General features: G+C 70.0%; 23 protein-coding genes. 17 read left to right on the forward strand and 6 right to left on the reverse strand.

Annotated features, from left to right (window positions below; translation table 11 throughout):
• The 7 genes from lnt to gloA all read left to right on the forward strand — a co-directional run.
• Positions 1-1010: apolipoprotein N-acyltransferase (gene lnt / locus CDO46_RS06165; protein WP_087837687.1), on the forward strand; the 1010-nt coding region annotated here is incomplete at its 5' end.
• A gap of 101 nt (positions 1011-1111) precedes the next feature.
• Complete coding sequence (gene glyQ, locus CDO46_RS06170; protein WP_087837688.1) at positions 1112-2011, forward strand: glycine--tRNA ligase subunit alpha; 900 nt, start codon at positions 1112-1114, stop codon at positions 2009-2011.
• Complete coding sequence (gene glyS / locus CDO46_RS06175) at positions 2012-4144, forward strand: glycine--tRNA ligase subunit beta (protein ID WP_087837689.1); 2133 nt, start codon at positions 2012-2014, stop codon at positions 4142-4144.
• 143 nt (positions 4145-4287) lie between these two features.
• Positions 4288-4863, forward strand: coding sequence for a D-glycero-beta-D-manno-heptose 1,7-bisphosphate 7-phosphatase (gmhB, locus tag CDO46_RS06180; RefSeq protein ID WP_087837690.1), 576 nt, complete (start codon positions 4288-4290; stop codon positions 4861-4863).
• Positions 4863-5615 (forward strand): 1-acyl-sn-glycerol-3-phosphate acyltransferase, encoded by a 753-nt coding sequence (locus CDO46_RS06185; protein ID WP_087837691.1) that lies wholly within the window; start codon positions 4863-4865, stop codon positions 5613-5615. Before gmhB ends, CDO46_RS06185 begins: the two co-directional genes overlap by 1 nt.
• 5 nt (positions 5616-5620) lie before the next feature.
• On the forward strand, positions 5621-6559 hold the full coding sequence (locus tag CDO46_RS06190; RefSeq protein WP_087837692.1) for a M48 family metallopeptidase: 939 nt from the start codon (positions 5621-5623) through the stop codon (positions 6557-6559).
• 54 nt (positions 6560-6613) lie between these two features.
• Positions 6614-7009, forward strand: a complete 396-nt coding sequence (gene gloA / locus CDO46_RS06195; protein WP_087837693.1) for a lactoylglutathione lyase — start codon at positions 6614-6616, stop codon at positions 7007-7009.
• A 22-nt stretch (positions 7010-7031) separates the two neighbouring features.
• On the opposite strand, the gene CDO46_RS06200 is transcribed toward gloA, so the two are convergent.
• Positions 7032-8201, reverse strand: coding sequence for an FAD-dependent oxidoreductase (locus CDO46_RS06200; RefSeq protein ID WP_087837694.1), 1170 nt, complete (start codon positions 8199-8201; stop codon positions 7032-7034).
• 127 nt (positions 8202-8328) lie between these two features.
• Here CDO46_RS06200 and CDO46_RS06205 point away from each other — a divergent pair, with 127 nt between their 5' ends.
• Both CDO46_RS06205 and CDO46_RS06210 read left to right on the forward strand, forming a co-directional pair.
• Entirely contained in the window at positions 8329-9270 is a 942-nt protein-coding gene (locus CDO46_RS06205) for an AraC family transcriptional regulator (protein WP_087837966.1), read from the forward strand.
• Positions 9271-9352: 82 nt separating this feature from the next.
• Positions 9353-10582: a nucleoside recognition domain-containing protein gene (locus CDO46_RS06210; protein WP_087837695.1), complete on the forward strand. Its 1230-nt coding sequence runs from the start codon at positions 9353-9355 to the stop codon at positions 10580-10582.
• Here CDO46_RS06210 and CDO46_RS06215 read toward each other — a convergent pair.
• On the reverse strand, positions 10564-11502 hold the full coding sequence (locus CDO46_RS06215) for a LysR family transcriptional regulator (RefSeq protein WP_087837696.1): 939 nt from the start codon (positions 11500-11502) through the stop codon (positions 10564-10566). The genes CDO46_RS06210 and CDO46_RS06215 overlap by 19 nt on opposite strands.
• Before the next feature lie 131 nt (positions 11503-11633).
• Between CDO46_RS06215 and CDO46_RS06220 the strand changes: the two genes are divergently transcribed.
• Positions 11634-12494, forward strand: a complete 861-nt coding sequence (locus tag CDO46_RS06220; protein ID WP_140416835.1) for a polysaccharide deacetylase family protein — start codon at positions 11634-11636, stop codon at positions 12492-12494.
• A gap of 54 nt (positions 12495-12548) precedes the next feature.
• Positions 12549-13517, forward strand: coding sequence for a tripartite tricarboxylate transporter substrate binding protein (locus CDO46_RS06225; RefSeq protein ID WP_087837698.1), 969 nt, complete (start codon positions 12549-12551; stop codon positions 13515-13517).
• Between the two features lie 28 nt (positions 13518-13545).
• Here the strand turns inward: CDO46_RS06225 and rsmA are convergent, their stop codons facing one another.
• From rsmA to CDO46_RS06245, 4 genes are all read right to left on the reverse strand, one after another.
• The gene (gene rsmA, locus CDO46_RS06230) at positions 13546-14325 is read right to left on the reverse strand and encodes a 16S rRNA (adenine(1518)-N(6)/adenine(1519)-N(6))-dimethyltransferase RsmA (RefSeq protein ID WP_087837699.1); all 780 of its coding nucleotides are present in this window, start codon (positions 14323-14325) and stop codon (positions 13546-13548) included.
• On the reverse strand, positions 14322-15320 hold the full coding sequence (pdxA, locus tag CDO46_RS06235; RefSeq protein ID WP_087837700.1) for a 4-hydroxythreonine-4-phosphate dehydrogenase PdxA: 999 nt from the start codon (positions 15318-15320) through the stop codon (positions 14322-14324). The genes rsmA and pdxA overlap by 4 nt, the downstream gene beginning before the upstream one ends.
• 149 nt (positions 15321-15469) lie before the next feature.
• Entirely contained in the window at positions 15470-16933 is a 1464-nt protein-coding gene (locus tag CDO46_RS06240; protein WP_165963183.1) for a peptidylprolyl isomerase, read from the reverse strand.
• A gap of 23 nt (positions 16934-16956) precedes the next feature.
• Positions 16957-19233 carry an LPS-assembly protein LptD gene (locus CDO46_RS06245; protein WP_087837702.1) on the reverse strand — a complete coding sequence of 759 codons (2277 nt, stop codon included), beginning with the start codon at positions 19231-19233 and terminating at the stop codon, positions 16957-16959.
• A 165-nt stretch (positions 19234-19398) separates the two neighbouring features.
• On the opposite strand from CDO46_RS06245, the gene CDO46_RS06250 reads away from it, so the two are divergent.
• The 6 genes from CDO46_RS06250 to CDO46_RS06275 all read left to right on the forward strand — a co-directional run bounded on the left by CDO46_RS06250 (position 19399) and on the right by CDO46_RS06275 (position 25092).
• Positions 19399-20478 (forward strand): aminoglycoside phosphotransferase family protein, encoded by a 1080-nt coding sequence (locus tag CDO46_RS06250; protein WP_087837703.1) that lies wholly within the window; start codon positions 19399-19401, stop codon positions 20476-20478.
• Positions 20478-21155 (forward strand): N-acetylmuramate alpha-1-phosphate uridylyltransferase MurU, encoded by a 678-nt coding sequence (gene murU, locus CDO46_RS06255; protein ID WP_087837704.1) that lies wholly within the window; start codon positions 20478-20480, stop codon positions 21153-21155. The genes CDO46_RS06250 and murU overlap by 1 nt, the downstream gene beginning before the upstream one ends.
• A gap of 33 nt (positions 21156-21188) precedes the next feature.
• Entirely contained in the window at positions 21189-22538 is a 1350-nt protein-coding gene (locus tag CDO46_RS06260) for an aminopeptidase P N-terminal domain-containing protein (RefSeq protein WP_087837705.1), read from the forward strand.
• Between the two features lie 7 nt (positions 22539-22545).
• Complete coding sequence (locus CDO46_RS06265; RefSeq protein WP_087837706.1) at positions 22546-23733, forward strand: UbiH/UbiF/VisC/COQ6 family ubiquinone biosynthesis hydroxylase; 1188 nt, start codon at positions 22546-22548, stop codon at positions 23731-23733.
• A 100-nt stretch (positions 23734-23833) separates the two neighbouring features.
• Entirely contained in the window at positions 23834-24832 is a 999-nt protein-coding gene (gene dusB, locus CDO46_RS06270; protein ID WP_087837707.1) for a tRNA dihydrouridine synthase DusB, read from the forward strand.
• A gap of 23 nt (positions 24833-24855) precedes the next feature.
• On the forward strand, positions 24856-25092 hold the full coding sequence (locus CDO46_RS06275; RefSeq protein WP_087781600.1) for a helix-turn-helix domain-containing protein: 237 nt from the start codon (positions 24856-24858) through the stop codon (positions 25090-25092).
• Positions 25093-25134: the final 42 nt, after the last annotated feature.

The raw sequence follows: 25134 nt of genomic DNA on the forward strand, positions 1-25134 counted from the left end.
CGGCCGCGCTGCGCCCGGGCTGGCGCGCGCCCGCGGCGGCACTGGCCGCGCTGGCCGTCGGCATGGCGGGCGCCGCCTGGAACTGGGTGCAACCCTACGGCGCGCCGCTGACCGTCCGGCTGGTCCAGGCCAATATCCCGCTGTCCGACAAGTTCGACCCGGCGCAGATCTGGCAGGGCATGGACCGGCACCGCGACCTGGCCGAGCCCCCGCGGGCCGACGGCAAGCCCATCGCCCTGACGCTGCTGCCCGAGACCGCCGTGCCGGTGTTCCAGGACCAGCTCAGCGCCGAGGCCTGGAAGGAATGGGTGGACAGCGCCGCGCTGCGGGGCGGCACGTTCGCGCTGGGCGTGGCCATGCGCGACATCCATCCCGACCGCGACTACTACTACAACAGCGTCATCTCGCTGGATGGCCGCAGCTCGCCCGAACAACTGGTCGCCGGCCGCGTCGCGCACCGCTACGACAAGCGCCATCTGGTCCCCTTCGGCGAATTCGTGCCGCCCGGCTTCCGCTGGTTCGTGGACGAGATGGTCATGCCGCTGGGTGACTTCGACCGGGGCCGGGAACGGCAGAAACCGTTCGACATCGGCGGCCAGTACATCGCGATGAACATCTGCTACGAGGACGTGTTCGGCGAGGAACTGCTGCCCGCGGTCCGGCCCGGGCCGGCCGACCCGGGCGCCACCATCCTCGCCAACGTCAGCAACCTGGCCTGGTTCGGCAATTCGCTGGCGCTGCCCCAGCACCTGCAGATGTCCCGCATGCGGGTGCGCGAGACCGGTCGCCCCATGCTGCGCGCCACCAACACCGGCATGACGGCGGTGGTGGACGAGCGGGCGCAGGTGGTGGGCGAACTGGCGCCGCACACCGCCGGCGCGCTGGACGCCACGGTGCAGGGCACCACGGGGCTCACGCCTTACGCCCGCACCGGCAACGTGCCCATCCTGTTCATCGTCGCGGCCCTGCTGGCGGTACTGGGCTGGCTGCGGGTCCGGCGCGTGGACTGAGCCCGCCGCGGCACCGTCCGTCCGTATTTCGCCCGGGCCAGTTAAAATCCAGGGTTTGGCCGTGCCGCAAGGCCGCCCGCGGCCGCATCTACTCCAACACCATGCTGACATTTCAACAAATCATTCTCCGACTCCAGGAATACTGGAGCCAGCAAGGCTGCGCCCTCCTGCAGTCCTACGACATGGAAGTCGGTGCCGGCACGTCGCACACCGCCACCTTCCTGCGGGCGCTCGGCCCCGAGCCCTGGCGCGCGGCCTACGTCCAGCCCTCGCGCCGCCCCAAGGACGGCCGCTATGGCGAGAACCCCAACCGCCTGCAGCACTACTACCAGTACCAGGTGGTGCTCAAGCCCTCGCCCCCGAACATCCTCGACCTGTACATCGGTTCGCTGCAGGCGCTGGGCATCGATCCCCAGGAACACGACATCCGCTTCGTCGAGGACGACTGGGAAAACCCCACGCTGGGCGCCTGGGGCCTGGGCTGGGAGGTCTGGCTCAACGGCATGGAAGTGACGCAGTTCACCTATTTCCAGCAGGTCGGCGGCATCGACTGCAAGCCCATCATGGGCGAGATCACGTATGGCCTGGAGCGCCTGGCCATGTACCTGCAAGGCGTGGAAAGCGTATACGACCTGGTCTGGACCGAAGCGCCGGACGGCACGCGCGTCACCTACGGCGACGTCTACCACCAGAACGAAGTCGAGCAGTCCACCTACAACTTCGAGCATTCGTCGGCCGAGACCCTGTTCCGCCATTTCAACGACTACGAGGCCCAGGCCAAGCGCCTGGTGGAAGTGCCGCTGGCGCTGCCGGCCTACGAGATGGTGCTCAAGGCGGCCCACACCTTCAACCTGCTCGATGCCCGCGGCGCCATCAGCGTCACCGAGCGCGCCGCCTACATCGGCCGCATCCGCAACCTGTCGCGCGCCATCGCGCAGGCGTACTACGAATCACGAGAACGACTGGGCTTTCCCATGCTTGCACGCAAGGAGGCCGCGTAAATGCCGGCCGCTCAACCCCTCCTGCTGGAACTGTTCACCGAGGAACTCCCGCCCAAGGCGCTCAACCGCCTGGGACAGGCCTTCGCCGAAGGCATCGCCGCCGGCCTGAAGAGCCGGGGCCTGTTGGCCGAGGGCAGCACCGCCACCGCCTATGCCACGCCGCGGCGGCTGGCCGTGCGCCTGTCGGCCGTGCTGCCGCAAGGGGCCGACAGCGAGTTCTCCGAAAAGCTCATGCCCGTGAGCGTGGGGCTGGACGCCAACGGCCAGCCCACGCCCGCGCTGCTGAAGAAGCTCGCGTCCAAGGGCCTGGAAGGCGTGGACGTCTCCGGGCTGGCGCGTGAGTCGGACGGCAAGAACGAACAGCTCGTGTACCGCGGCATCGCCAAGGGCGCGGCGCTGGCGCCCGCCTTGCAGGCGGCGCTGGAAGATACGCTGGGCAAGCTGCCCATCCCCAAGGTCATGAGCTACCAGTTGGCCGACGGCGTCACCACCGTCCGCTTCGTGCGCCCCGCGCACGGCCTGGTCGCGCTGCACGGCGACACGGTGGTCGACATCTCCGCGCTGGGCCTGCGCGCCGGCCGCAACACGCGCGGCCACCGCTTCCAGTCGCAGGCGACGATCGAACTGCCCTCGGCCGACGCCTACGAGGCGCTGCTGCACGAGCCGGGCCGCGTGATCGCCTCGTTCGAACAGCGTCGCGCCGCCATCGAGCGCCAGCTGCGCGACCAGGCCGAGCGCCTGCAGTCGTCGCTGGGCGACGAGGCCGACGTGGCCTCGCTGCTGGACGAGGTATGCGCGCTGGTCGAGTACCCCACGGTCTACGTGGGCGAGTTCGAATCCGAATTCCTTGCCGTGCCCCAGGAATGCCTGATCCTGACGATGCGGCTGAACCAGAAGTACTTCCCGCTGTTCGACGCCGCCACCGGCAAGCTGACGCATCGCTTCCTGATCGTCAGCAACATGGCGCTGGCCAACCCGTCCAACATCGTCGAAGGCAACCAGCGGGTCGTGCGGCCGCGCTTGGCCGACGCGCGCTTCTTCTTCGAGACCGACAAGAAGGTGCCCCTGGCCCAGCGGGTCGAGCAACTCGCCACCGTCGTCTATCACAACAAGCTCGGCACCCAGCTCGAACGCGCGCAGCGCGTGCGCGCGCTGGCGCGCTGGGTGGCCGGCGCGATCGGCGCCGACCCCGAACGCGCGGACCGCGCCGCCCTGCTGGCCAAGGCCGATCTCGTCACCGGCATGGTGGGCGAGTTCCCGGAACTGCAGGGCGTCATGGGCGCCTACTACGCGGCGGCGGACGGCGAAGCCCCCGACGTGGTCGAAGCCATCCGCCAGCAGTACCGCATCCGGCTGGACCGGCCCGTCGACGCCGACGGCGCCACGGCGGCCGCGCTGTTCGTGGCCGAACGCGCGGAAACGCTGCTGGGCATCTGGAGCATCGGCCTGGTGCCCACCGGCGACAAGGACCCCTACGGCCTGCGCCGCGCGGCGCTGGGACTGATCAGCGCGTTCGAGCAGCTCGATGCGGGTGGGCGCCTGCCCGCCGACGGCAGCGGACTCACGCTGGACGGCCTGCTGGCGCGGGCGGCGGAAACCTTCGCCACGCCGCCCACGGCGGCCCAGATCGACGAGGTCCGCGCCTTCGTGTTCGAACGCTACCGCAACCAGCTGGCCGGCCAGTTCGACCGTGCCGCGGTCGATGCCGTGGTCGCCGTGACGCCGCCGCTGGCCCAGGTGCCGGCGCGGGTGCGCGCGGTGGTCGCCTTCTCGGCGCTGCCCGAGGCCGCCGCGCTGGCGGCCGCCAACAAGCGCATCGGCAACCTGCTCAAGAAGGTCGAGGGCGAACCCGGCGCGGTCGACGAAGCCCTGCTCAAGGAGCCGGCCGAACAGGCGCTGGCGCAGGCCGTGCGCACGCTGCGGCCGCAGGCCGAAGGCAAGTTCGCGCAGGGCGACTTCGGCGGCGCCCTGACGGTGCTGTCGCAGGCCCGCGAACCGGTCGACGCCTTCTTCGCCGACGTCATGGTCATGGCCGAGGATCCCGCCGTGCGGGCCAACCGCCTGGCGCTGCTGGCCGAACTGCATCGCACGATGAACCACGTGGCCGATCTGTCCCGTTTGGCAACCGCCTGACATGATGAGCCCCCCGCTACGCGCTGACGCGCGCCCCCCAGGGGGCGACGCAGGCGGACCGGCAAAGCCGGATCCGCTGCGTCCCGGATCGAGTCGCGCTCGTTTCATGCGATGCGCATCGTGCCACACCATGGATACCTGACATGCCCACCACTCCTGCCCGCCCCAAGCTGGTGGTCCTGGACCGCGACGGCGTCATCAACCAGGACAGCCCCGACTTCGTGAAGTCGCCGGACGAGTGGATTCCGCTGCCCGGCGCGCTCGAGGCCATCGCCCGGATCAACCAGGCCGGCTATCGCGTCGTGGTCGCCACCAACCAGTCGGGCCTGGGCCGAGGCCTGTTCGATGCGGCCACGCTGAACGCGATCCACGCCAAGCTGCGGGCGTCGCTGGCCAAGCATGGCGGCGCCATCGACGCCATCTTCGTCTGTCCGCATGCGCCGGATGAAGGCTGCGACTGCCGCAAGCCGCTGCCCGGCCTGTACCGCGAAATCGCCCGGCGCTTCGAGGCCGACCTGCACGGCGTGCCCTCGGTGGGCGACTCGGCCCGCGACCTGGAAGCCGCGGCGGCCGCGGGATGCACGCCCTGGCTGGTACTGACCGGCAACGGCCCCAAGACCCTCGCCAAGGGGCAATTGCCGGCCGGCACCGTGGTCTGGAACGACCTGGGCGAGGTGGCCGACGCGCTCGAAGCCGCGGCCCAGGCCGAGGAGCACTGATGCGCTGGCTCCGGTCGCTGCTGTTCTCGGTTTTCTTCATCGCCACGGTCATTCCCTACGCCATCGCCTGCGTGCTGTGGCTGCCGCTGCCCCTGCGGTGGCGCTACCGGCTCACGATAGGCTGGCCGCGCCTGATGATCTGGGGTGCCCGCTGGATCGTCGGCATACGGTGGCGCGTCAAGGGCTGGGAAAACCTGCCCGATCAACCGGCCATCCTGCTGCCCAAGCACCAGTCGACCTGGGAAACCATGTTCCTGGCCGGCTGGATGCCGCGCGAGATCTGCTACGTGTACAAGCGCGAACTGAACTGGGTGCCGTTCTTCGGCTGGGGCCTGGCGGGGCTGCGCATGATCGCCATCGACCGCAAGAAAGGCAGCGACGCCTTCGAGCAGGTGGTGGCGCAGGGCCGCGAGCGCCTGGCCGCGGGCCGCTGGATGGTGATGTTCCCGGAAGGCACCCGCATCGCTCCGGGCAAGAAAGGCAAGTACAAGAGCGGCGGCGCTCGCCTGGCCGCCCGAACCGGCGCCCTGGTGGTGCCCATCGCCCACAACGCGGGCGAATGCTGGCCGCGCAAGGCCTTCGTCAAGCGCCCCGGCCTGGTCACCGTTTCCATCGGCCCGCCTATCGATCCGCAGGGCCTGACCGCCGACGAGATCAACCGCCGCGTCGAGGACTGGATCGAAGCCGAGATGCGCCAGCTCAACCCCGAGCGCTATCCGGAGGCCCGGGGCGCCGAACGCGCCGCCGGTTGACCGCCATGGCCACACGTCCCGCTACCGATCCCGGCGCGCCTCCGGCTCCGCAGCGAGAGACCGCTCCACAGTCCGCGCAGCTCGACCTGTTCGCCGAGCCTCCCCCCCAGGCCGTGGCCGCGCCCGCGGCGGCCGCGCCCGCCGTCCTCGCGCCCGCCGCGCCGGCGCCCGCCTCCCCGGCCATCCAGCTGCCGCCCGGCGCGCGCTGGCACGAAGTGGTGGCCGAGGGACAGCGGATACGATTCGTTCTGCAACGCTCGCGCCGCCGCACCATAGGTTTCCTGATCGGCGACGACGGCCTGCGCGTGACGGCGCCGCGCTGGGTCGGCCTGGCAGAAATCGACGGCGCGGTCCGCGAGAAGGCGCGCTGGATCCTGTCCAAGCTGCACGAGTGGCAGCAGCGCCGGGAACGGCTCGCACTGAACCAGACGCGCTGGGAAGAAGGAGGCGACCTGCCCTACCTGGGCCGCCGCATCGTCATGCGCCTGGACGCGCAACGCGACACCGGGCTGGCTACCGCCGACCTCGACGCGCCGGCCGATGGCGACGTGCTTTGGCTGGGCCTGCCGCCCGACGCGACGGCGGCCCGCATCCGCGATACCGTCCAGGCCTGGCTGCAAGGCCGTGCCCGCGTCCTGTTCGACGTCCGCCTGCGCGACTTCCTGGCCCGCACCGGGCTTTCCATCAGCCGCTGGCGCCTGTCGTCGGCCGCCACGCGCTGGGGATCGTGCACCAGCGAGGGCAGCATCCTGCTGAACTGGCGCCTGATCCATTTCCCGGTCGACATCATCGACTACGTCATCGCGCACGAGCTGGCGCACCTGCGCGAGATGAACCATGGCCCGGGATTCTGGGCCGAGGTCGGCCAGCTGATGCCCGGTTTCGAGAACGCCCGCGACGCCCTGCGGCGCCACGATCCAGGCAGCCTGCCGCGGTTCGACTAGGCCTGTTTACACTAAGGGGCCGGATTCCCCTTCCCACGATTAGCGAGGTCATCCATGCGACTACTCCACACCATGCTCCGGGTCGGCGACATGCAACGTTCGATCGACTTCTACACCAAGGTCCTGGGCATGCGCCTGCTGCGCAGCAAGGACTATCCCGACGGCAAGTTCACGCTGGCCTTCGTCGGCTACCAGGACGAGAAGGACGGCGCGGTGATCGAACTCACGCACAACTGGGGCGTGGACAAGTACGACCTGGGCACCGGCTACGGCCACATCGCCGTGGCGGTCGACGATGCCTATGCCGCCTGTGACCGGGTGCGCGAACTGGGCGGCAAGGTCACGCGCGAGGCCGGCCCCATGAAGCACGGCTCCACGGTCATCGCCTTCGTCGAGGACCCGGACGGCTACAAGATCGAGTTCATCCAGGCCAACACCCACAAGGACTGACGCGCGGCCGCGCGGCGCGCCGCTATCGGCCCGCCGTGCGCAGGCGCTCCAGTTCGGCGAAGAAGCCGTCCACCTTCGCCTGCCCTTCCCGTCGCAGTGCCTCGTCGCGGCGCGCGCAGCCTTCGGCGTCCTCCAGCGCGCCCGCCTGTCCCACCTGCCGCGAGACCTCCTGCACCAGCCGGCACATGGGATGGCGGCGGCGGCCGAACGCCAGCAAGGCCTGATCCAGCGTCCCTTCCGCCCCCAGCGACTCGGCCAGCACCACCGCATCCTCGAGCGCCATCGCACCGCCCTGCCCCATGAAGGGCGTCGAGGCATGCGCGGCATCGCCGATCAGCAGCACCCGCCCGCGGTGCCAGGGCAAGGGCGCGATCACCTCCTCCACGCCGGTGTACAGCACCTCGGCCCCCTCGCCCAGTTGATCCAGGAAGGGCGCCGCCGGCCCCCCGAACTCGGCGAAGCGCTCGCGCATCAGTGCCGGCCACGCCGCGCGCTCGTACCAGCAGTCCCGGGGTTCGAGCATGACGCCGAACAGATAGAGCTTCTCGTCGCTGATGGGCATGATGCCCAGGCGCTTGCCCGTGCCCATCATCATGATCTTGGCGTCGAGCTCCCGCGGACGATCGTGCACGCTGCGCCAGACGCCAAAGCCCGAATAGGTCGGCGCCAGCTCCGGGAATGCCTCGGCCCGTACCTGGGATCGAATGCCGTCGGCGCCGATGACCAGGTCGCAGGCGGCTCGCGTGCCGTCGGACAGGACCACGCGCACCGGACCGTCGTCCTGGGCGGACGACAGGCTGGCCAGCGTCGTGCCGAGCTTGAGCGCGATGCCCAGCTCCTGGATGCGGCCGGCCAGGATGCGATGGAGTTCGGCACGCTTGATGCCGAGGATGGCAGGCAGTCCCTCCGGCGAGGGATAGACCGTCTCGACGATGAACGAGCCGTCCGGGCCGAAATAGCGGTTGCGCCCGCCCGGCACGGCAAAACCCGCCTGCAGGATCTGCGCAAGCACGCCGATTTCCCGCAACGCCCGCAGGCCATTGCTGTAGATGAACAGCCCGGAGCTCTGGAACTGCCAGGCCTGCTGCTTTTCCACCAGGGTCACCCGCGTGCCTTGCTGCGCGAGCGCGATCGCCGCCGAGCAACCGGCGATGCCGGCGCCGACGATCAGGGCGTGGTCGATTCGAGGCATGATAATCTCCGTGTCGATTCCATGAGTGTCGATGCCGCCGGCTCCCGCCTCAACCCTCGAGACGCCGGATCCGGGCACCAAGCGTCCGGAAATCCGCCACGCGGCGCGTCCCGACTTCCGATTCCGCATGCACGCTTCCGGAGACCTTCTGAGCCGCCTGCTCGCCCACTGGCGATCCGATCGCGCGGTGACGGCCCGTTTCACGCTGTCCGCGCCCTGGGCCTTGCGATCGGATGGCGTCGAAGGCGCGCTGATCAGGATGGCGACCGGGACTCCCTACTGGATCGCCGTCGGCCAGGACGAACCGCAAAGGATCGAGGCCGGCGACATCCTGATGCTGCCCCACGGCGACACGCATACCATCTCGTCCACGCCCGGGCTGCCCGCGCGTCCGTTCCAGCCACTGATCGCGGCGCACCAGGTCGGCGCCCACGGCGAACGGCCCATCGTGTTCTCGCACGGCGGCGACGGCGCGGTCACGGGCATGTTCTCGCTCCACCTGTGGATGCCGGAGAGCGGCGTGGGCACGCTGGTCGATACCCTGCCCCGGCTGATCGTGATCCGCCGGAGCGAGGCGCCGATGACGGCCGCGCTGGCGCAGACGATGGAGTCGCTGGTCGACCAATCGCTGCTGCAGCCCCCGGGATGGCAGCTGGCGACGGCCCGCATGGCCGACCTGTTGCTGGCGCACATCCTGGGGGAACACCTGCGAGCCTCGGCCGAACGGGGCGCCGGCATGCTGCGCGGCATGGCGGACCAGGGCATCGCGCGCGCCATGCTGGCCATCCATGACCATCCCGGGCGCCCCTGGACCGTGGCCACGCTGGCCTCGGCCTGCCATCTCTCGCGCACGGTGTTCAGCGAACGCTTCCGGCACCTGGTGGGCATGACGCCCATGCAGTACCTGGCCTCGTACCGCATGGCCGTCGCCGCCGAGAAACTCAAGGATCCCGCCCTGACCCTGGACGACATCGCCGCCGTCGTGGGCTACGAATCGGACAAGGCGTTCGCGCGCGCTTTCCGGCGCTGGAACGGCATGACGCCCGCGGCCTACGCCCGCCGCCGCTGACCGGCAGCCGGACGAATCGCTACAATCAGCGGGATTTGCCGCGCCTCCCAGGCCGGCGCCTTGTCCTCTACTCCTGTCGCGCATGCTGAACAAACTCTGGCTGGGATTTTTCATCGCCGCGGCAGCCGCCGCCCTGGCGCGCTGGGGCATCGCCCACGATCCGACGGTCTTCCAGGCCATGGTCGCCTCGCTGTTCGCGATGGCCAAGCTCTCGGTGGAAGTCATGGTGCTGCTGTTCGGCACCATCGCGCTGTGGCTGGGTTTCCTGAAGATCGCCGAACAGGCCGGGCTGGTCGACGCGCTGGCGCGGATCCTGGGACCGCTGTTCGCGCGGCTCATGCCCGAGGTACCGCGCGGCCATCCCGCCATCGGCCTGATCACGCTGAACTTCGCCGCCAACGTGCTGGGCCTGGACAACGCCGCCACGCCCATCGGCCTGCGGGCGATGAAGTCGCTGCAGACGCTCAACCCCAGCGGCACCACGGCCAGCAACGCGCAGATCCTGTTCCTGGTCCTCAACGCCTCGTCGCTGACGCTGCTGCCGGTCACCATCTTCATGTACCGCGCGCAGCAGGGCGCGGCCGACCCCACCCTGGTGTTCCTGCCCATCCTGCTGGCGACCAGCGCCTCGACGCTGGCCGGCTTCCTGTGCGTAGCCGCGGTGCAGCGCCTGCGGGTCTGGGATCCCGTGGTGCTGGCCTGGGTGGGCGGCACCGCGCTGCTGCTGGGCGGCTTCATGGCCTTCCTGTCCACGCTTTCGGTGGCGGCGCTGGGCGCGCTGTCCTCGCTGCTGGGCAACCTGACGCTGTTCGCGCTGATCCTGTTCTTCCTGGTCGTGGCCGCGATCCGCAAGGTTCCCGTCTACGAAAGCTTCATCGAGGGCGCCAAGGACGGCTTCGACGTGGCCAAGGGGTTGCTGCCCTATCTGGTCGCCATGCTGTGCGCGATCGGCGTGCTGCGGGCCTCGGGCGCGCTCGACTTCGCGCTGGACGGGCTGCGCCTGGCCATCCAGTGGCTGGGTTTCGACACCCGTTTCGTGGACGCCCTGCCCACCGCGCTGGTCAAGCCTTTCTCCGGCAGCGCGGCCCGCGCGCTGATGATAGAGACCATGCAGAACCACGGCGTGGACAGCTTCCCCGCGCTGCTGTCGGCCACCATACAGGGCAGCACCGAAACCACTTTCTACGTGGTGGCCGTGTACTTCGGCGCGGTCGGCATCCAGCGCACGCGGCATGCCGTGGGCTGCGCGCTGCTGGCCGACCTGGCCGGCGTGCTGGCCGCCATAGGCGTGTGCTACTGGTTCTTCGGCTGACCCGCCGGCGCGGCGATCGGCCGCGCGCCCTTGGCCTGCGCGAAGGCCCGCAGCGAATCGAGCATGAGCGCCAGCATGTGCGCCGCCGCCGGCGACAACGACCGGCCCTCGCCATGCAGCACGCCGACACGGCGCTCGATGCGCGGCGCCGCCAACGGCACGAACGCCAGGTCGTGCTCGACCGCCGGCCGCGCCAGCGTCGGCAGCACGGTAATTCCCAGGCCCGCCTTCACGGCGGCGATCAGCGACGTCCGGTTCTTGATGACCAGGTGGGGCCGTTGGAGCAGCGCCGCCACGCGATGCCCGCGCAGCGCATGGAAAGTGGTGTTCTCGATGATGGGTTCGCCTTCCAGGATCCGCCAGGGCACCGGTCTCCCGCGCCCGGCGATGGGATGGTCGCGGCGGCAGACGACGCCGAACGTGTCCTGGGCCACGGGTATGCAGCGCAGGCCCGCGAGGTCCGCGCCCACTCCGGCGATGCCGAGCTGGGCCTCGCCGCTGGCCACCATGGGGCCGACCTGCGGCGAGGACACGTCGGCGATTTTCAGGCTGACGCCGGGATGATCCGCGGCGAACCGCCGCAGCACCCGGGGCAGCCATTCCTCCGCCAGCGACGGCATGACGGCCAGGGCGATCGACCCCTGCTCGCCCGACGCCAGCAGGCCGACCTCGTTCTGCACGCGGTCGTGCAGCGCCACCAGCTCCCGCAGCAGCGGCAGCACGGACTCGCCCAGGGGCGTAAGGCGGGCCTGGTGCCCGTGCTCGAACAGGCTGCCGCCTACCTGGGCCTCGAGGTTCTGCATGGCCAGCGTGACCGCGGCCTGGGTGCGGTGGGTTTCCTCGGCCGCGGCCCGCAGGCTTTGCCGCGTGGCGGCGATGACGAACTGACGAAGCTGGGGGATCTTGAACGCCTCGGGCATGGGGACGTGGCCGGTTTTCCAGTAAGTCTTAATTTTAATTAAAAAAATTAAAATTGTTAAAAGCCCGGGAAGCACGGATAGTGGGCGGCATCGCCACGGCAAGACCGTGGGCAACGTCAACCGGAGACTTCATGTCCACTCCCGCATCCATGTGGCCGGGCGGCGCGCGCATCGTCGTGGCGCTGACCTTCCTGGTCGAAAGCTGGTCCGAGGGCAAGGCCCCGCCCTACTCGCCCATGACGAGTCCCCCCAAGCCGGGCGCGAAGGACCTGGCCGGCATCACCTGGTCGGAATATGGCGCGCGGGCCGGCGCCTACCGGCTGATGCGGCTGGCGCGCGACCGCGGGCTGCCCGCCACGTTCTGCGTCAACGCGCGGGTGGCCGAACTGTTTCCCGAGGTCATCCACGCCATCGTCGGCCAGGGCTTCGAGCTGGCGGGCCACAATTACGCGCAGGACGAGGTGCTGCCCGGCCTGGACGAAGCGGAGGAACGCGCCCTGATCCGCAAGAGCCTGGACATCCTGCATCGCACCGCCGGGGTGCGGCCCCAAGGATGGCTGAGCTCGACCATCGCGACCACCGAACGGACGGCGGACCTGCTGGCCGAGGAAGGCATGCTCTGGCATGGCGACTACAACTACCTGGACCTGCCCTGCCAGATCCAGACCCGGCACGGCGGCATGGTCGCCATCCCGCACAGCGATTTCGCCGACAACCGCGTGCTGCGCGCCGCCCCGCGCGACTTCTTCCAGTGCTACCGGGACACCTTCGATTTCCTGTATCGCAAGGAACCCAACGCGTTCATCAACATCACCGTGCATGGCCACTTCGGCGGGCGGCCGCTGATCAGCGCGATGCTGGACGAGGTGCTGGGCTACATCGCCGCCCATCCCGGCGTCTGGTTCCCCCGGCACGATGAGCTGGCCCGCTGGGTCAACGAAAACCGCATCGGATTCATTCCTTATTCCGTGCGCTTCCCGCCCGCGGCCTGACACGGCGACGGCCGCCTCTCGCGCGGCCGCGACCACGAACATCAAGGAGACACCATGAACCCGATGAGGCGGGCGCTGGCCGCCCTGTGCCTGATGCCCCTGCCGGCCCTGGCCGGCACCTATCCCGACCGCCCGGTCCGGGTGGTCGTGCCTTTCGCGGTGGGCGGCGCCGCCGACACCGTGGCCCGGGCCGTGGCCCACAAGCTGGGCGAGGCGCTGGGGCAGACCTTCATCGTCGACAACCGCGCCGGCGCCAACAGCATGATCGGCTCCGAACTGGTGGCGCGGGCCGCCCCGGACGGCTACACGCTGCTGATGCAGCTCGGGCCGCCCCACAACACGCTGCCATTCTTCTCGCGCAACGTCCCCTACGATCCGGTCAAGGACTTCACGCCGGTGGCGATGATAGGCACGGCGCCGCAGGCCATGGTGGTCAACGCCGCGCTGCCCGTGAAGGACCTGAAGGAATTCCTGGCCTATGCCAAGGCGCGCCCGGGCAAGCTCTCGTACGGGACATCGGGCGTCGGTTCATCCCAGCAACTGGGCGGCGAACTGCTCAAGGCCTCGACCGGCATAGACATGATCCACGTGCCCTACAAGGGTGGCGCGCCGGCGCTCAACGACGTGGTGGGAGGACAGGTGCCCGTGGGCATCCTGGTCCTTTCCAACGTCCTGCCGCACGTGAAGGCGGGCAAGCTGCGTCTGCTGGGGGTGCTGCAGGCCGAGCGCGCCAAGGCCGCGCCCGAGGTCCCCACGCTGGCCCAGGCGGGCCTGGCGGGCTTCGCCGTGCCGGACACCTGGGTGGGACTGCTCGGCCCGGCGGGCATGCCGCCCGCCGTGGTCGAGAAACTGCGCGGCGGCATCGAAGACGCCCTGGCCTCGCCGGACCTGCAGGAGCGCCTGGAGACCGCGGGCTTCGAGGTCGAGGCGCATCCTTCGCCGGCGACATTCGCGTCGCTGCTGGCCAGCAGCGTGGACACCTACCGGGGCATCGTCGCCAAGGCGGGCATCCAGCCCGAGTAGCGCGCCGCGCCGCCGGATGGCGGCGCGATCAGACCACGCCGGCCTCGTGCAGCACGTCGGCCAGCGCGATGAACTGCGCCACCGACAACGCCTCGGCGCGCGCGGTTTCCGGTATCCCCAGTCGTTCCCAGGGCACCAGCCCCGCCCAGTCGCCCAGCCCCCGCCGCAGCATCTTGCGGCGCTGGGCGAACGCGCGGGCCACGGTGGCCGACAGGGCTTCCTCGCTGCGCGCGCGCGGCCGGTCGGCCGGCAGCGGGATCATGCGCACGACGGCCGAGACCACGCGTGGCGGCGGATCGAAGGCCTCGGGCGGCACGTCGAACAGCTTCTCCATGTCGTAGCGCGACTGCAGCATGACCGACAGGCGCCCGTAGTCGGCATCGCCCGGCCGGGCCACCATGCGGTCGATGACTTCCCGCTGCAGCATGAAATGCTGGTCGCGCACCTGGTCGGCATAGGCCATCAGGTGAAACAGCAGCGGGCTGGAAATGTTGTAGGGCAGGTTGCCCACCACGCGCAGCGCCTGGCCGAACGGCGCGAAATCCACCGTCAGCACGTCGGCCTCGGTCACCTGCAGGCGCTCGGGCGGATACTGCCCCCGCAGCCGCGCCGCCAGGTCGCGGTCGATCTCGACGACCTTCAGGCAATCGAGCCTGTCCAGCAGCGGCCGGGTCAGCGCCGACAGGCCGGGACCGATCTCGACCACGTTGTCGGACCGGCGCGGGTTCACCGCGCGGACGATGGAATCGGTGATGCTTTCGTCGACCAGGAAGTGCTGGCCGAAGCGCTTGCGCGCCTGATGTTTCATGCGGAAACTCCGGAGCCGGCGGCCTGGACGCCCGCTCGTATCATCTGGAGGGCCGTGACGATGGCCTCCTGCAAACTGCCGGGATCGGCCTTGCCCGTTCCCGCCAGGTCCAGCGCGGTGCCATGGTCCACCGAGGTCCGCACATAGGGCAGGCCCAGGGTGATGTTGACGCCGTGCCCGAAACTCGCGTGCTTGAGCACGGGCAGGCCCTGGTCATGGAACATGGCCAGGGCCGCGTCGAACTGCGCGACGTGCGCGGGCACGAACAGCGTATCGGCGGGCAGCGGCCCGCGCGCGTCGATACCCGCGGCGCGGGCGCGCGCGATGGCAGGTTCGATGACCTCGATTTCTTCACGCCCCAGGTGGCCGCCTTCGCCGGCGTGCGGATTCAGGCCGCACACGGCGATGCGCGGGTTCGCCAGCCCGAAGCGCCGGCGCAGGTCGGCGTCCAGGATGCGCAGGACCTGGTCCAGCGTCTGCGCGGTGACCGCATCGGGCACCGCCCGCAGCGGCAGGTGCGTAGTCGCCAGCGCCACCCGCAGGCCGCCGCCGGCCAGCATCATGACGACCTTGTCGACGCCCGCCCGCTCCTGCAGATATTCGGTATGCCCCGAGAAGGCCACGCCGGCATCGTTGATCACGCCCTTGTGGACCGGCGCGGTAACGATGGCCTGCGCCCGGCCATCGGCCACCATGGCGATGGCCGCATCCAGCGTGTCGAGCACGTAGCGCCCATTAGCCACCGCCAGCCTGCCCGGCTCGGAGGGCACGCGCAGCGGCACATGATGCACCGCCACCTCCGCCAACGCCGCGGCATCCCGCCCGCCGCGCTGCGCGAGCAGATCGCGATCGCCCACCAGCACCAGCTCCACGTCCGCCGGCACCCGCCCCGCCCCGCGCTCGCCCGCGAACCACGCCGCGGCCGCGACCGACAACTCAGGCCCGATCCCCGCCGGTTCGCCGGTCGTCAAGACCAGCCTGCGCATCGCACTCATCTCACTCATCCGCCAGCCCAACGACCGGCCATCACAAAAAAACAAAAAACGGCGCCCAAGACGCCGTCCCCCACCCGCCGGGTAGTACCCCAGGGCACCGCGGATCCGGCTCCGCCGGTCCGCCAGTGCCGCCCCCTGGGGGGCGCCCGTCAGGGCGTAGGGGGGGGATTCAGTCTCATTTCGACATAGGCCTTGTCCCGCAACTGCCGCGCCCAGTCTTCGTACGCCTGGTCCAGCTTGCGCTGGAACAGCGTCTGGCGCGCCTCGGCCCGCTGCCGTTCGCGGCCGACGTCCTGCGTGCGGCGCTCGACGACCTGGATCAGGTGCCAGCCGAACGGCGACTGCACGGGCTCGCTCACCTGGCCGGGCTGCAGCGCGTCCATGGCGCGCTCGAACTCCGGCACGGTTTCCTGGGGCGACAGCCAGCCCAGGTCGCCGCCCTGTGGCGCCGACGAATCGTTGGAATACTGGCGGGCCATGTCGGCGAAGTTCGCCCCACCCTGCACGATGCGCTGGCGGATGTTCACCAGCCGCTCGCGCGCCTGCTCGGCGGTCAGCACCTCGGTGGGCCGGATCAGGATGTGGCGGGCATGGGTCTGCCGCACCGGCATCGCGCCGCCCGTGCCGCCGCCGGACGACTTGCGGTCGACCAGCTTGATGATGTGGAAGCCGTTGCCGCTCTGGATGATCTCGCTGATGCCGCCGGGGCTCAATTGCGCCACCGCGTCGACGAACATCGACGGCCAGCGGTCGGCGGGACGGGAACCGAGATCGCCGCCGCGCAGGGCCTCTTCGCCATCCGAGGACGACGCCGCCAACTGGGCGAAGTCGGCGCCGCCGCGCGCCTGCTGGAGCAGGGTCTCCGCCTTGCGGCGCAGGCGCGCCACCATGTCCGACGAGCTGCCCTCGGGCACGCGCACCAGGATCTGCGCCAGCGTCAGGTCGGAAGGCGCGGCTTCGTGCTGCTCGGACAGATAGGCATCGATCTCGGGTTCCGAGATCTGGATCTGGCTGTCCACCGCCCGTTCGCGCAAGCGCAGCAGCGTGATCTCCTGCCGCAGGTCTTCGCGATAGACCGAGAACGGCAGCCCGTCGCGTTCGATCTGGTCGCGCATCTGCGACACGGACACGTTGTTCTGCTGGGCGATGCGGCTGATGGCGCGGTCCAGTTGCAGGTCGTCGATGCGGATGCCGGTCTGCGCCGCTTCCTGCAACTGGGTCTTCTCGACGACCATGCGTTCGAGGACCTGCCGCTCGAGCGTGGCCGCGTCCGGCGGCGCGATCTGCTGGCGCGCCAGCGTGGCCTGGGCGGCGTGCACGCGGGCATCGAGTTCGCGGCGGGTGATGACGTCGGTGTTGACCACCGCGACGATGTTGTCGCCCATCTGGATGCGCGAACCGTTCGTGCTGCGCGGCGCCTGCGCGGCGGGAGCCGCCGGGGCCGCGGGAGCCTGGCTGGCGGGCGGCGCGGATTGAGGTCCGAGCAGGGTGGGACCGTTGCCGCCCGGCGAGCCGCCGAGGTCGCCGGGCATGCGCAGCCCCTGGGCCACCGCCGAACCGCCCGCCAAAGCGGCCAGGCAGCAAAGGGCGACGCCGTGGGCCGCTTTCGTCATTCTGGGCAATACCTTGGAAACCATCATTCGTACCTTTCGAACACCGTCCCTTTCTCAGGCGGCGGGTTGATTACCTGATAACCCGGGATGCTCCGGCGCAGCGTCGTCATCGGGCTCGCCCCGATGCCGCCGAATCCGGTCAGCTCGAGCTGGAAGAACATCGCGGTCGTGGCGTTGTCCTTGGCCACCGCGTAGCGCTGGCCGACCAGGCGGAAAGCCCAGCAGCACCCGCCGTTGTATTCGATGCCGGCCACCGCCTCGGCGATCCGGTTCTCGAGCAGCGAATAGTTGATGCGCCCGATGCCGAACCAGCGGGGCGCGAGCGGCCACTGGAAGGCGATGTCGATCAACTCCTGCCCCGGCACGCTGATCGTCTCCCGCTTGTAGCGGTAGGCCAGCGATATCGTGCTGAGGCGTTGCGGGCTCCATCGCGCGCCGATCGTGGACCGGGTCACCCGCTCGATCTTGGGATTGTATTGCACCGTCGTCTCGCCGCTGAGCGTGGACGTCAGCGCGCCATAGACCGACACCAGGAAATCGGAACGGCCGTCGGAACTGGGCTCCTCGCCCGGCAGCGTGACCCGCTGGTCGCTGAAGTACAGCCGCTGGGCGCCCATGATGCGCGCGCGCTCCACGCCGGTCTTGGGATCGAGCCAGCGCGTGGTCAGCGCCGCGGTCAGCTGGTTGGCCTCGGCGATCCGGTCCCAGCCCGAGTAAAGGTTCTCGGAGAAGATCTGGGCGAAGTTGAAGTCGGCCAGCGCCGTGTCGTAGATGGGCAGGTTCGACTGGTTGCGGTACGGCACCCGCAGGTAGTACAGGCGCGGCTCCAGGGTCTGGCGGGCTTCCTTGCCGAGCAGCGTGCTGTCGCGCTCGAAGATCAGCCCGGTGTCCAGCGACATGATGGGCACCGTCCGGTTCGCGGTGTAGGACGCCGCGCCCTGGTAGGAATCGGTGTTGTAGCGGGTGGAATGGATGCCGATCTTGGGAATGAAGAAACCGCCCGGCCGGATGATGGGGTACGACACCGACGGATACGCATAGGCGCGCGAACCGTTCACCAGCGTATTGCTGCGAAAGCGCGTGGCGTCGGCGTCCATGCGCACGTCGAAACCGTTCCAGTCGTAGCGCTGGCCGGTCAGGTGCAGTTGCGGCTCGCGGCCGTACGGCGGCACGATGGGCGCCAGCGGATCCTGCAAGGTCTGGTAGCTGATCACGCGGCCATAGGCTTCCCAGTATCCCTGCTGCCAGTTCAGCGAGAACGAGCGCTCCAGCGTCGCGGTCGAGGCCAGGCCCGTGCCCAGCACGGACAGGTCGCGGAAATAGGCGTCGTCCGAGGCCTTGGAGACGTTCCAGTTGAAACCCAGGTTGGGCGTCAGTTGCTGCCGGTGCTGCGAACTGAACAGATAGCGGTCGCGCTGCGCGACCCGGTCGTCGGGCAGGTAGCTCAGCCGCGTCACCCCGCTGAACGAAGGCTCCAGGTAGCGGAACTCGCCCGACAGCTGCAGCCCGCGGCGGGTCATGAACTTGGGCGTCAACGTGGCGTCGCGGTTGGGCGCGATGTTGAAGTAGTACGGAATCGAGAATTCCGGACCGCTCTTGCTGGTCAGGCCGAACGTGGGCGACAGGAAGCCCGACTTGCGCTCGTTGTTCAGCGGGAAGGAAATAATGGGCGAAGCCAGGATGGGGACGTTCTTGAAATAGAGCACCCCGCCGTAGCCCACCCCGGTGCCGGCGTCATAGTCGAAGTCGGCCCGCCGGGCGCGAAGCTCCCAGTCAGGCGTCTCGCACGCGCATCCCGAATAGCGCACCCTGTCGGCGCGGACCCGGTTCTGCCCCAGCATGCGGATGCGCTCGGCCGAACCGCTGCCGCCATTGAGGCCGAAGAAGAACCGGGCGTTGTCGATCTCGCCCGTGCCGCTGCTCATGTTGAGCTTGAGCCTGGGGCCGGTCAGCAGGTTGCCGTCGCGGATCAGCCGTACGTTGCCCAGCGCGTCCAGTTCGTCCTCGACCTGGTCGTACTCGATGGCGTCGCCCTTCAGGATGATGTCCTGGCGCCGCACCTGCGCATTGCCTTCCAGCCTGAGCTTGTCCTGGTCCTCGGCCGTGAGCGTGTCGGCCTGCATGAACACCGGCAACTGGTCGGGATCATAGGTATGTTCGCGCAGGCCCGGCGACAGGCGCAGGCCGGGGCCGGATACCGACCCGGCACCGGCCGGGGACTCGGACGGACCGTCTTGCGCATAGGCCAGCGGCGCTACCGCAAATGCTGCAAACAGGCTGAACCACCGGATCAATCGCACGGGCCTCGAGGAATGAAAAAACGGAAAGTCGAAGAATACGCGAGCCGGCGGCCGCGCGCGGTAAAAAAAGATAGCGGCCCGCCGGCTTTCGCCGGGGGCGCCGGACCCCGCCGAAAAGGGGCCGGTTCGTTCCGGGAACCGATATCGGTCGGTATTATAGGAGGCATGAATGCCATCCCCGATCAAGCCGCCGGCCAGGCCGGCGCCGACCCCCGGCGAGCCCAGGCCGCCGCCTGGCTGTCCAGCCTTCCCCCCGAGCTCGAACTCGACCCGTCCAGCCTCCAGCCCGCCTCCAGCGACGCCAGCTTCCGGCGGTATTTCCGGGTCGCCATGGGCCCGGGCACCGCGGTCGTGATGGACGCCCCGCCCGACAAGGAAGACTGCCGTCCCTTCCTGCACGTGGCCGGACTGCTGCACGACGCCGGGGTGCACGTGCCGCGCGTGCTGGCGCAGGACCTGGGCCAGGGCTTCCTGCTGCTGTCCGACCTGGGGCGCACGACCTACGTCGATTACCTGCGCGGCACGCCGACCCCGCACGATACCCACCGCATCTACATGGACGCGCTGGCGGCGCTGGTGAAGTTGCAACAAAGCGCAACCACCGGCCTGGTGCGCTATGACAAGGCCCGCCTGGCAACCGAACTCGAGCTGTTTCCCGACTGGTACGCCGCGCGCTACCGCGGCCTGCCCCTGGACGCGGCCGACCGGACCGCGCTCGACGCCGTGTTCCAGACGCTGATCGATGCCAATCTGGCCCAGCCCTTCGTGCTGGTGCACCGCGACTACCACTCGCCCAACCTGATGCTGACCGACCTGCCGGCGGGCGGCCCCGACTACGGCCCCAATCCCGGCGTCATCGACTTCCAGGACGCGGTCGTGGGCCCCATCACCTACGACCTCGCCTCGGTGCTGACCGACGCCCGCACCACCTGGGACGAGCCGCAGCAGCTCGACTGGGGCATCCGGTACTGGGAAATGGCGCGCAAGGCCGGCCTGCCGGTGGCAGCCGACTTCGCCGATTTCCATCGGGCCTACGAATGGATGGGACTGCAGCGCAACCTGCGCATCCTGGGCGTCTTCTCCCGCCTGGCCCACCGCGACGGCAAGCTCGGCTACCTGGACCACATGCCGCGCGTGAACACCTACGTGCGGCAGGTCGCCGGCCGCTACCTGGCCTTCAAGCCGCTGATCAAGCTGCTGGACAAGCTGGACGGGCGGACTCCCGACACCGGGTACACGTTCTGATGCGTGCCATGATCCTGGCGGCCGGACGCGGCGAACGCATGCGGCCGCTGACCGACACCACCCCCAAGCCGCTGCTGCCGGCCGGCGGCAAGCCCTTGATCGTCTGGCACATCGAACGGCTGGCGCGCGCGGGACTGCGCGACATCGTCGTCAATCATGCCTGGCTGGGCGCGCGCATCGAGGAAGCGCTGGGCGACGGCTCGCGCTGGGGCGTGCGCGTGCGCCATTCGGCCGAGGCCACCGCGCTGGAAACGGCCGGCGGCATCCGCCAGGCTCTGCCCCTGCTGGGCGACGAGCCCTTCCTGGTGATCAACGGCGACATCTGGACCGATTGGGATCCCGCCCTGGCACAGGCCGCCGCCGGCGACCTGTCGCGGCAGGACCGCCTGGCCTGGCTGGTACTGGTCGACAATCCCGCCCACCATCCCACCGGCGATTTCCACCTGGCGTCCTGCGGCCTGGTCCGGGACGGCGATCCGCGGCTGACCTTCGCCGGCATCGGCGTCTACCAGCCGGCCTTGTTCGCCGGCCTGCCGGCGGGCGAGCCGGCCAGGCTGGCGCCCCTGCTGCGCGCCGCCATGGCCCGCGGCCAGGTCGGCGGCATGCACCACCGGGGGCGCTGGACCGACGTGGGCACGCCGCAGCGCCTGGCCGACCTCGATGCCAGCCTACAATAAACCCTGGTCATTCCCGCGCACGGATCCATCGCCATGAGCATTCCCGCCCAGGACCTCTCCCCCTTCGCCGCGCGCCGCCGCCGCGTGCTGGACGTCATGCGCGCCCGAGGCGGCGGCATCGCGATCCTGCCCACCTCGCGCGAGCTCGTCCGCAACCGCGACGCCGAATTCCCGTTCCGCTTCGACAGCGATTTCTTCTACCTGACCGGCTTTCCCGAACCCGAGGCCTGGCTGGTCCTGATCGCGGGTGCGCAAGACCGCAGCATCCTGTTCTGCCGCAGCAAGAACCTGGAACGCGAGATCTGGGACGGCTACCGGGTCGGCCCGGACGCGGCCGCCGAGCAGTTCGGCTTCGACCGCGCGCTGCCGGTCGAGGCGCTGGCCGACGAACTGCCCAAGCTCATCGCCGACCAGCCCGCGCTGTTCGTGCCCATGGGCAGCGACCGCCTGTTCGACACCCACCTGCGCGGATGGCTGGAGCGGGTGCGCGCCATGGGCCGGTCCGGCGCCACCGCGCCCGCCAGCAGCTACGACCTGCGGGCCATCCTGGCGGAAATGCGCCTGGTCAAGGACGCCTTCGAGATCGAAACCATGCGCCGGGCCGGCGCCATTTCCGCAGGCGCCCACGTGCGCGCCATGCGAGCGTCGCGCCCGGGCCTGCGCGAATACGAGATCGAGGCCGAACTGCTGCACGAATTCCGCCGCCACGGCTCGCAGTCGGTCGCCTACAACTCCATCGTCGCCACCGGCCACAACGCCTGCGTGCTGCACTACCGCGCCGGCGACGCCGAGCTCAAGGACGGCGACCTGCTGCTGATCGACGCCGGCTGCGAACTGGATGGCTATGCGTCGGACATCACCCGTACCTTCCCCGTCAACGGCCGCTTCAGCGGACCGCAGCGCGCGCTGTACGACCTGGTGCAGGAAGCGCAGAACGCTGCCGCCGCCCTGACCCGTCCCGGCGCGCGCTGGAACGAGGGCCACGACGCGGCGGTCCGCGTGCTGGCCCAGGGCATGATCGACGAGGGCCTGCTGACCGGCACGCTGGACGGCGTACTGGAATCCCAGCAGTACACCCGCTTCTACATGCACCGTACCGGCCACTGGCTGGGCATGGACGTGCACGACGTGGGCGACTACCGCGAACCGGGCGCGGCGGCGTCCGCGGACGAGCCCCGCCCATGGCGCGAGCTGCGGCCGGGCATGGTGCTCACCATCGAGCCGGGCATCTACGTCCGCCCCGCGGCCGACGTGCCCGAGCGGTTCTGGGACATCGGCATCCGCATCGAGGACGATGCCGTCGTGACCGAATCCGGCTGCGAACTGATCACCCGCGGCGTCCCCGTTGCCGCCGACGAGATCGAAGCCCTGATGCGGGGCTGAAGCGGGCATGCAAGCGGACGTCACCATCCTGGGCGGCGGCCCGGTCGGGGCCACGCTGGCGCTGCTCCTGGCCCGGGCGACCTCCCGGCCCGAGCGCATCGTGCTGTGCCGGCCCCGGCGCCCCGCGGTCGTCTCCGCCGACACGACGGCCGACCCGCGCTCGATGGCGCTCAACCATGGCAGCCGGGTGCTGCTGGCGTCGCTGGGCGCCTGGCCGGCCGGCGGCGCCGACATCCTGCACGTCCACGTCTCGCAGAAGGGCCGCCTGGGCCGCACCCACATCTCGCACGCCGATTTCGGCGTGCCGGCGCTGGGCACGGTGGTGCCCTATCCGGGCATCGTCGAAGCCCTGGACGCCGCGCTGGCGCTGTCGGGCATCACCATCCGCGCGGGCGAGCCTGCCGCCATCCTGCGCCAGGAGGGCGACGCCGCGGTGGTCGGCCAGGACGGCCAGGACGGCCAGGAATGGACCACCCGGGCCTGCGTCCACGCCGAAGGGGGTACCTTCGACCACCAGGCCCGCAACGACCTGCACCGCGACTACGGCCAGCATGCCGTGCTGGCCATCGTCCGCGCCAGCCGCCCGCGCCCGGGCTGGGCCTGGGAACGCTTCACCACCGAGGGCCCGCTGGCGCTGCTGCCCTACCCCGCCGGCCCCGCCCACGACACCGGCCGCTACGCGCTGGTCTGGTGCTGCCGCCCCGGCCATACCGAGCGCCTGGCGGCCCTGGACGACGGCGCCTTCGCCGACGCCCTGGGCCGGACCTTCGGCACCCGGCTGGGCGGCTTCGCCGCCGCCGGCCCGCGCCACCGCTATCCCTTGGGCATCAATCTGCGCCGCCACGTGGTCGATGGCGTCACCGTGGCCATCGGCAACGCCGCCCAGACCCTGCACCCGGTGGCCGGCCAGGGCATGAACCTCGGCCTGCGCGATGCCGCCCGGCTGGCCGAAAGCCTCGCGCCCCTGCTGCGCGACCCGTCCGCCCGCGCGGCGCCGCTGCTGTCGGCCTATGCCCGCGCCCGTGGAGCCGACCGCTGGCTGACCAGCGGCCTGACCGATTTCATGCCGCGCATCTTCGCGACCGGCCTGGCACCGGTCGAGCATGCCTGCGGCCTGGCCTTGCTGGGCCTGGACGTGTCGCGCACCCTGCGCGGGCCGCTGGCGCGACAATTGATGGAAGGGCTGCGGGCCTGATCGCCGCGGCGCCCCGACAGCGGTACAATCCCCGCCTTCCTCGGACATTTTTGCCCACGCGCCGCAACCCCCATGAATGGGGCTGACGGCGCATCCAGCCATGCGCATCGGCCCCTACGACCTTCCGAACAACGTTTTCGTCGCTCCCATGGCCGGCGTGACGGACCGTCCGTTCCGCCAGTTGTGCAAGCGGCTGGGTGCCGGCCACGCCGTGTCCGAGATGGCCGCCAGCAACCCGCGCCTGTGGAACAGCGTCAAGACTTCGCGCCGCCTGGACCACGAGGGCGAAAGCGACCCCATCGCCGTGCAGATCGCCGGCAGCGATCCCGGGATGATGGCGCAGGCCGCCGTCTTCAACGTCGGCAAGGGTGCCCGCATCATCGACATCAACATGGGCTGTCCGGCCAAGAAGGTCTGCAACGTGGCCGCCGGCTCGGCCCTGCTGCGCGACGAGGATCTGGTCGCGCGCATCCTGGAAGCCGTCGTGCGCGCCTGCGAGCCGCTGGGCGTGCCCGTCACGCTCAAGACCCGCACCGGCTGGCGCCGGGCCGACCGCAACGTGCTGCGCGTGGCGCGGCGCGCGCAGGACATCGGCATCGCGGCCCTTGCCCTGCACGGCCGCACCCGCGAGGACCTGTACATGGGCGAGGCGGAGTACGAGACCATCGCCGCGGTCAAGGCCGAGCTCGCCATTCCCGTCATCGCCAATGGCGACATCGACTCTCCCGAGAAGGCGCGCAGCGTGCTGGAGGCCACCGGCGCCGACGCCGTCATGATCGGCCGGGCGGCCCAGGGCCGGCCCTGGCTGTTCCGGGAAATCGACCACTACCTGCGCACCGGAACCCGCCTGCCCGCTCCCACGCAGTCGGAGATGCGCGAACTGCTGCTGCAGCACCTGGACGACCACTACCGTTTCTACGGCGAGTACACGGGCGTGCGGACCGCGCGCAAGCATATCGGCTGGTATCTGGGCTCGCTGCCGGGAGGGCCGCAGTTCTGTGCGCAGCTGAATTTGATAGAAAACACGCGCGACCAATGGCAGGCGGTGGCCGACTGGTTCGATCGCCCCGCAACGCCAGCCTCGCGGCTGGCCGCCTAGGCCGCGCATCAAGGAAACAACCAATGAAAGAACATACGCTTGAAGAGTGCGTACGCCACACCCTGGACCGCTACTTCAAGGATCTCGAAGGCGAGACGACCAGCGGCATCTGGGACATGGTGCTGACGGCCGTCGAGCGTCCCATGCTGGAGGTCGTGCTGGAGAAGGCCGACCGCAACCAGTCGCGCGCCGCCGAGATGCTGGGCATCAACCGCAACACCCTGCGCAAGAAGCTCGACCACTACCAGATCAAGGTCTGACGCGGCCCCCTCATCCCCATTGTCCCGTGCCGGCCCTGGCAC

This window comes from Pigmentiphaga sp. NML030171 (genome assembly GCF_002188635.1).
GTDB classification, from domain to species: Bacteria; Pseudomonadota; Gammaproteobacteria; order Burkholderiales; family Burkholderiaceae_B; genus Pigmentiphaga; species Pigmentiphaga daeguensis.

Excerpts from the sequence above, each read along its gene's own strand:
- glyQ (WP_087837688.1), top strand. The coding sequence starts at position 1,112 with ATGCTGACATTTCAACAAATCATTCTCCGACTCCAGGAATACTGGAGC.
- glyS (WP_087837689.1), top strand. The coding sequence starts at position 2,012 with ATGCCGGCCGCTCAACCCCTCCTGCTGGAACTGTTCACCGAGGAACTC.
- gmhB (WP_087837690.1), top strand. The coding sequence starts at position 4,288 with ATGCCCACCACTCCTGCCCGCCCCAAGCTGGTGGTCCTGGACCGCGAC.
- CDO46_RS06185 (WP_087837691.1), top strand. The coding sequence starts at position 4,863 with ATGCGCTGGCTCCGGTCGCTGCTGTTCTCGGTTTTCTTCATCGCCACG.
- CDO46_RS06190 (WP_087837692.1), top strand. The coding sequence starts at position 5,621 with ATGGCCACACGTCCCGCTACCGATCCCGGCGCGCCTCCGGCTCCGCAG.
- gloA (WP_087837693.1), top strand. The coding sequence starts at position 6,614 with ATGCGACTACTCCACACCATGCTCCGGGTCGGCGACATGCAACGTTCG.
- CDO46_RS06200 (WP_087837694.1), bottom strand. The coding sequence starts at position 8,201 with ATGCCTCGAATCGACCACGCCCTGATCGTCGGCGCCGGCATCGCCGGT.
- CDO46_RS06205 (WP_087837966.1), top strand. The coding sequence starts at position 8,329 with ATGCACGCTTCCGGAGACCTTCTGAGCCGCCTGCTCGCCCACTGGCGA.
- CDO46_RS06210 (WP_087837695.1), top strand. The coding sequence starts at position 9,353 with ATGCTGAACAAACTCTGGCTGGGATTTTTCATCGCCGCGGCAGCCGCC.
- CDO46_RS06215 (WP_087837696.1), bottom strand. The coding sequence starts at position 11,502 with ATGCCCGAGGCGTTCAAGATCCCCCAGCTTCGTCAGTTCGTCATCGCC.
- CDO46_RS06220 (WP_140416835.1), top strand. The coding sequence starts at position 11,634 with ATGTCCACTCCCGCATCCATGTGGCCGGGCGGCGCGCGCATCGTCGTG.
- CDO46_RS06225 (WP_087837698.1), top strand. The coding sequence starts at position 12,549 with ATGAACCCGATGAGGCGGGCGCTGGCCGCCCTGTGCCTGATGCCCCTG.
- rsmA (WP_087837699.1), bottom strand. The coding sequence starts at position 14,325 with ATGAAACATCAGGCGCGCAAGCGCTTCGGCCAGCACTTCCTGGTCGAC.
- pdxA (WP_087837700.1), bottom strand. The coding sequence starts at position 15,320 with ATGAGTGCGATGCGCAGGCTGGTCTTGACGACCGGCGAACCGGCGGGG.
- CDO46_RS06240 (WP_165963183.1), bottom strand. The coding sequence starts at position 16,933 with ATGACGAAAGCGGCCCACGGCGTCGCCCTTTGCTGCCTGGCCGCTTTG.
- CDO46_RS06250 (WP_087837703.1), top strand. The coding sequence starts at position 19,399 with ATGAATGCCATCCCCGATCAAGCCGCCGGCCAGGCCGGCGCCGACCCC.
- murU (WP_087837704.1), top strand. The coding sequence starts at position 20,478 with ATGCGTGCCATGATCCTGGCGGCCGGACGCGGCGAACGCATGCGGCCG.
- CDO46_RS06260 (WP_087837705.1), top strand. The coding sequence starts at position 21,189 with ATGAGCATTCCCGCCCAGGACCTCTCCCCCTTCGCCGCGCGCCGCCGC.
- CDO46_RS06265 (WP_087837706.1), top strand. The coding sequence starts at position 22,546 with ATGCAAGCGGACGTCACCATCCTGGGCGGCGGCCCGGTCGGGGCCACG.
- dusB (WP_087837707.1), top strand. The coding sequence starts at position 23,834 with ATGCGCATCGGCCCCTACGACCTTCCGAACAACGTTTTCGTCGCTCCC.
- CDO46_RS06275 (WP_087781600.1), top strand. The coding sequence starts at position 24,856 with ATGAAAGAACATACGCTTGAAGAGTGCGTACGCCACACCCTGGACCGC.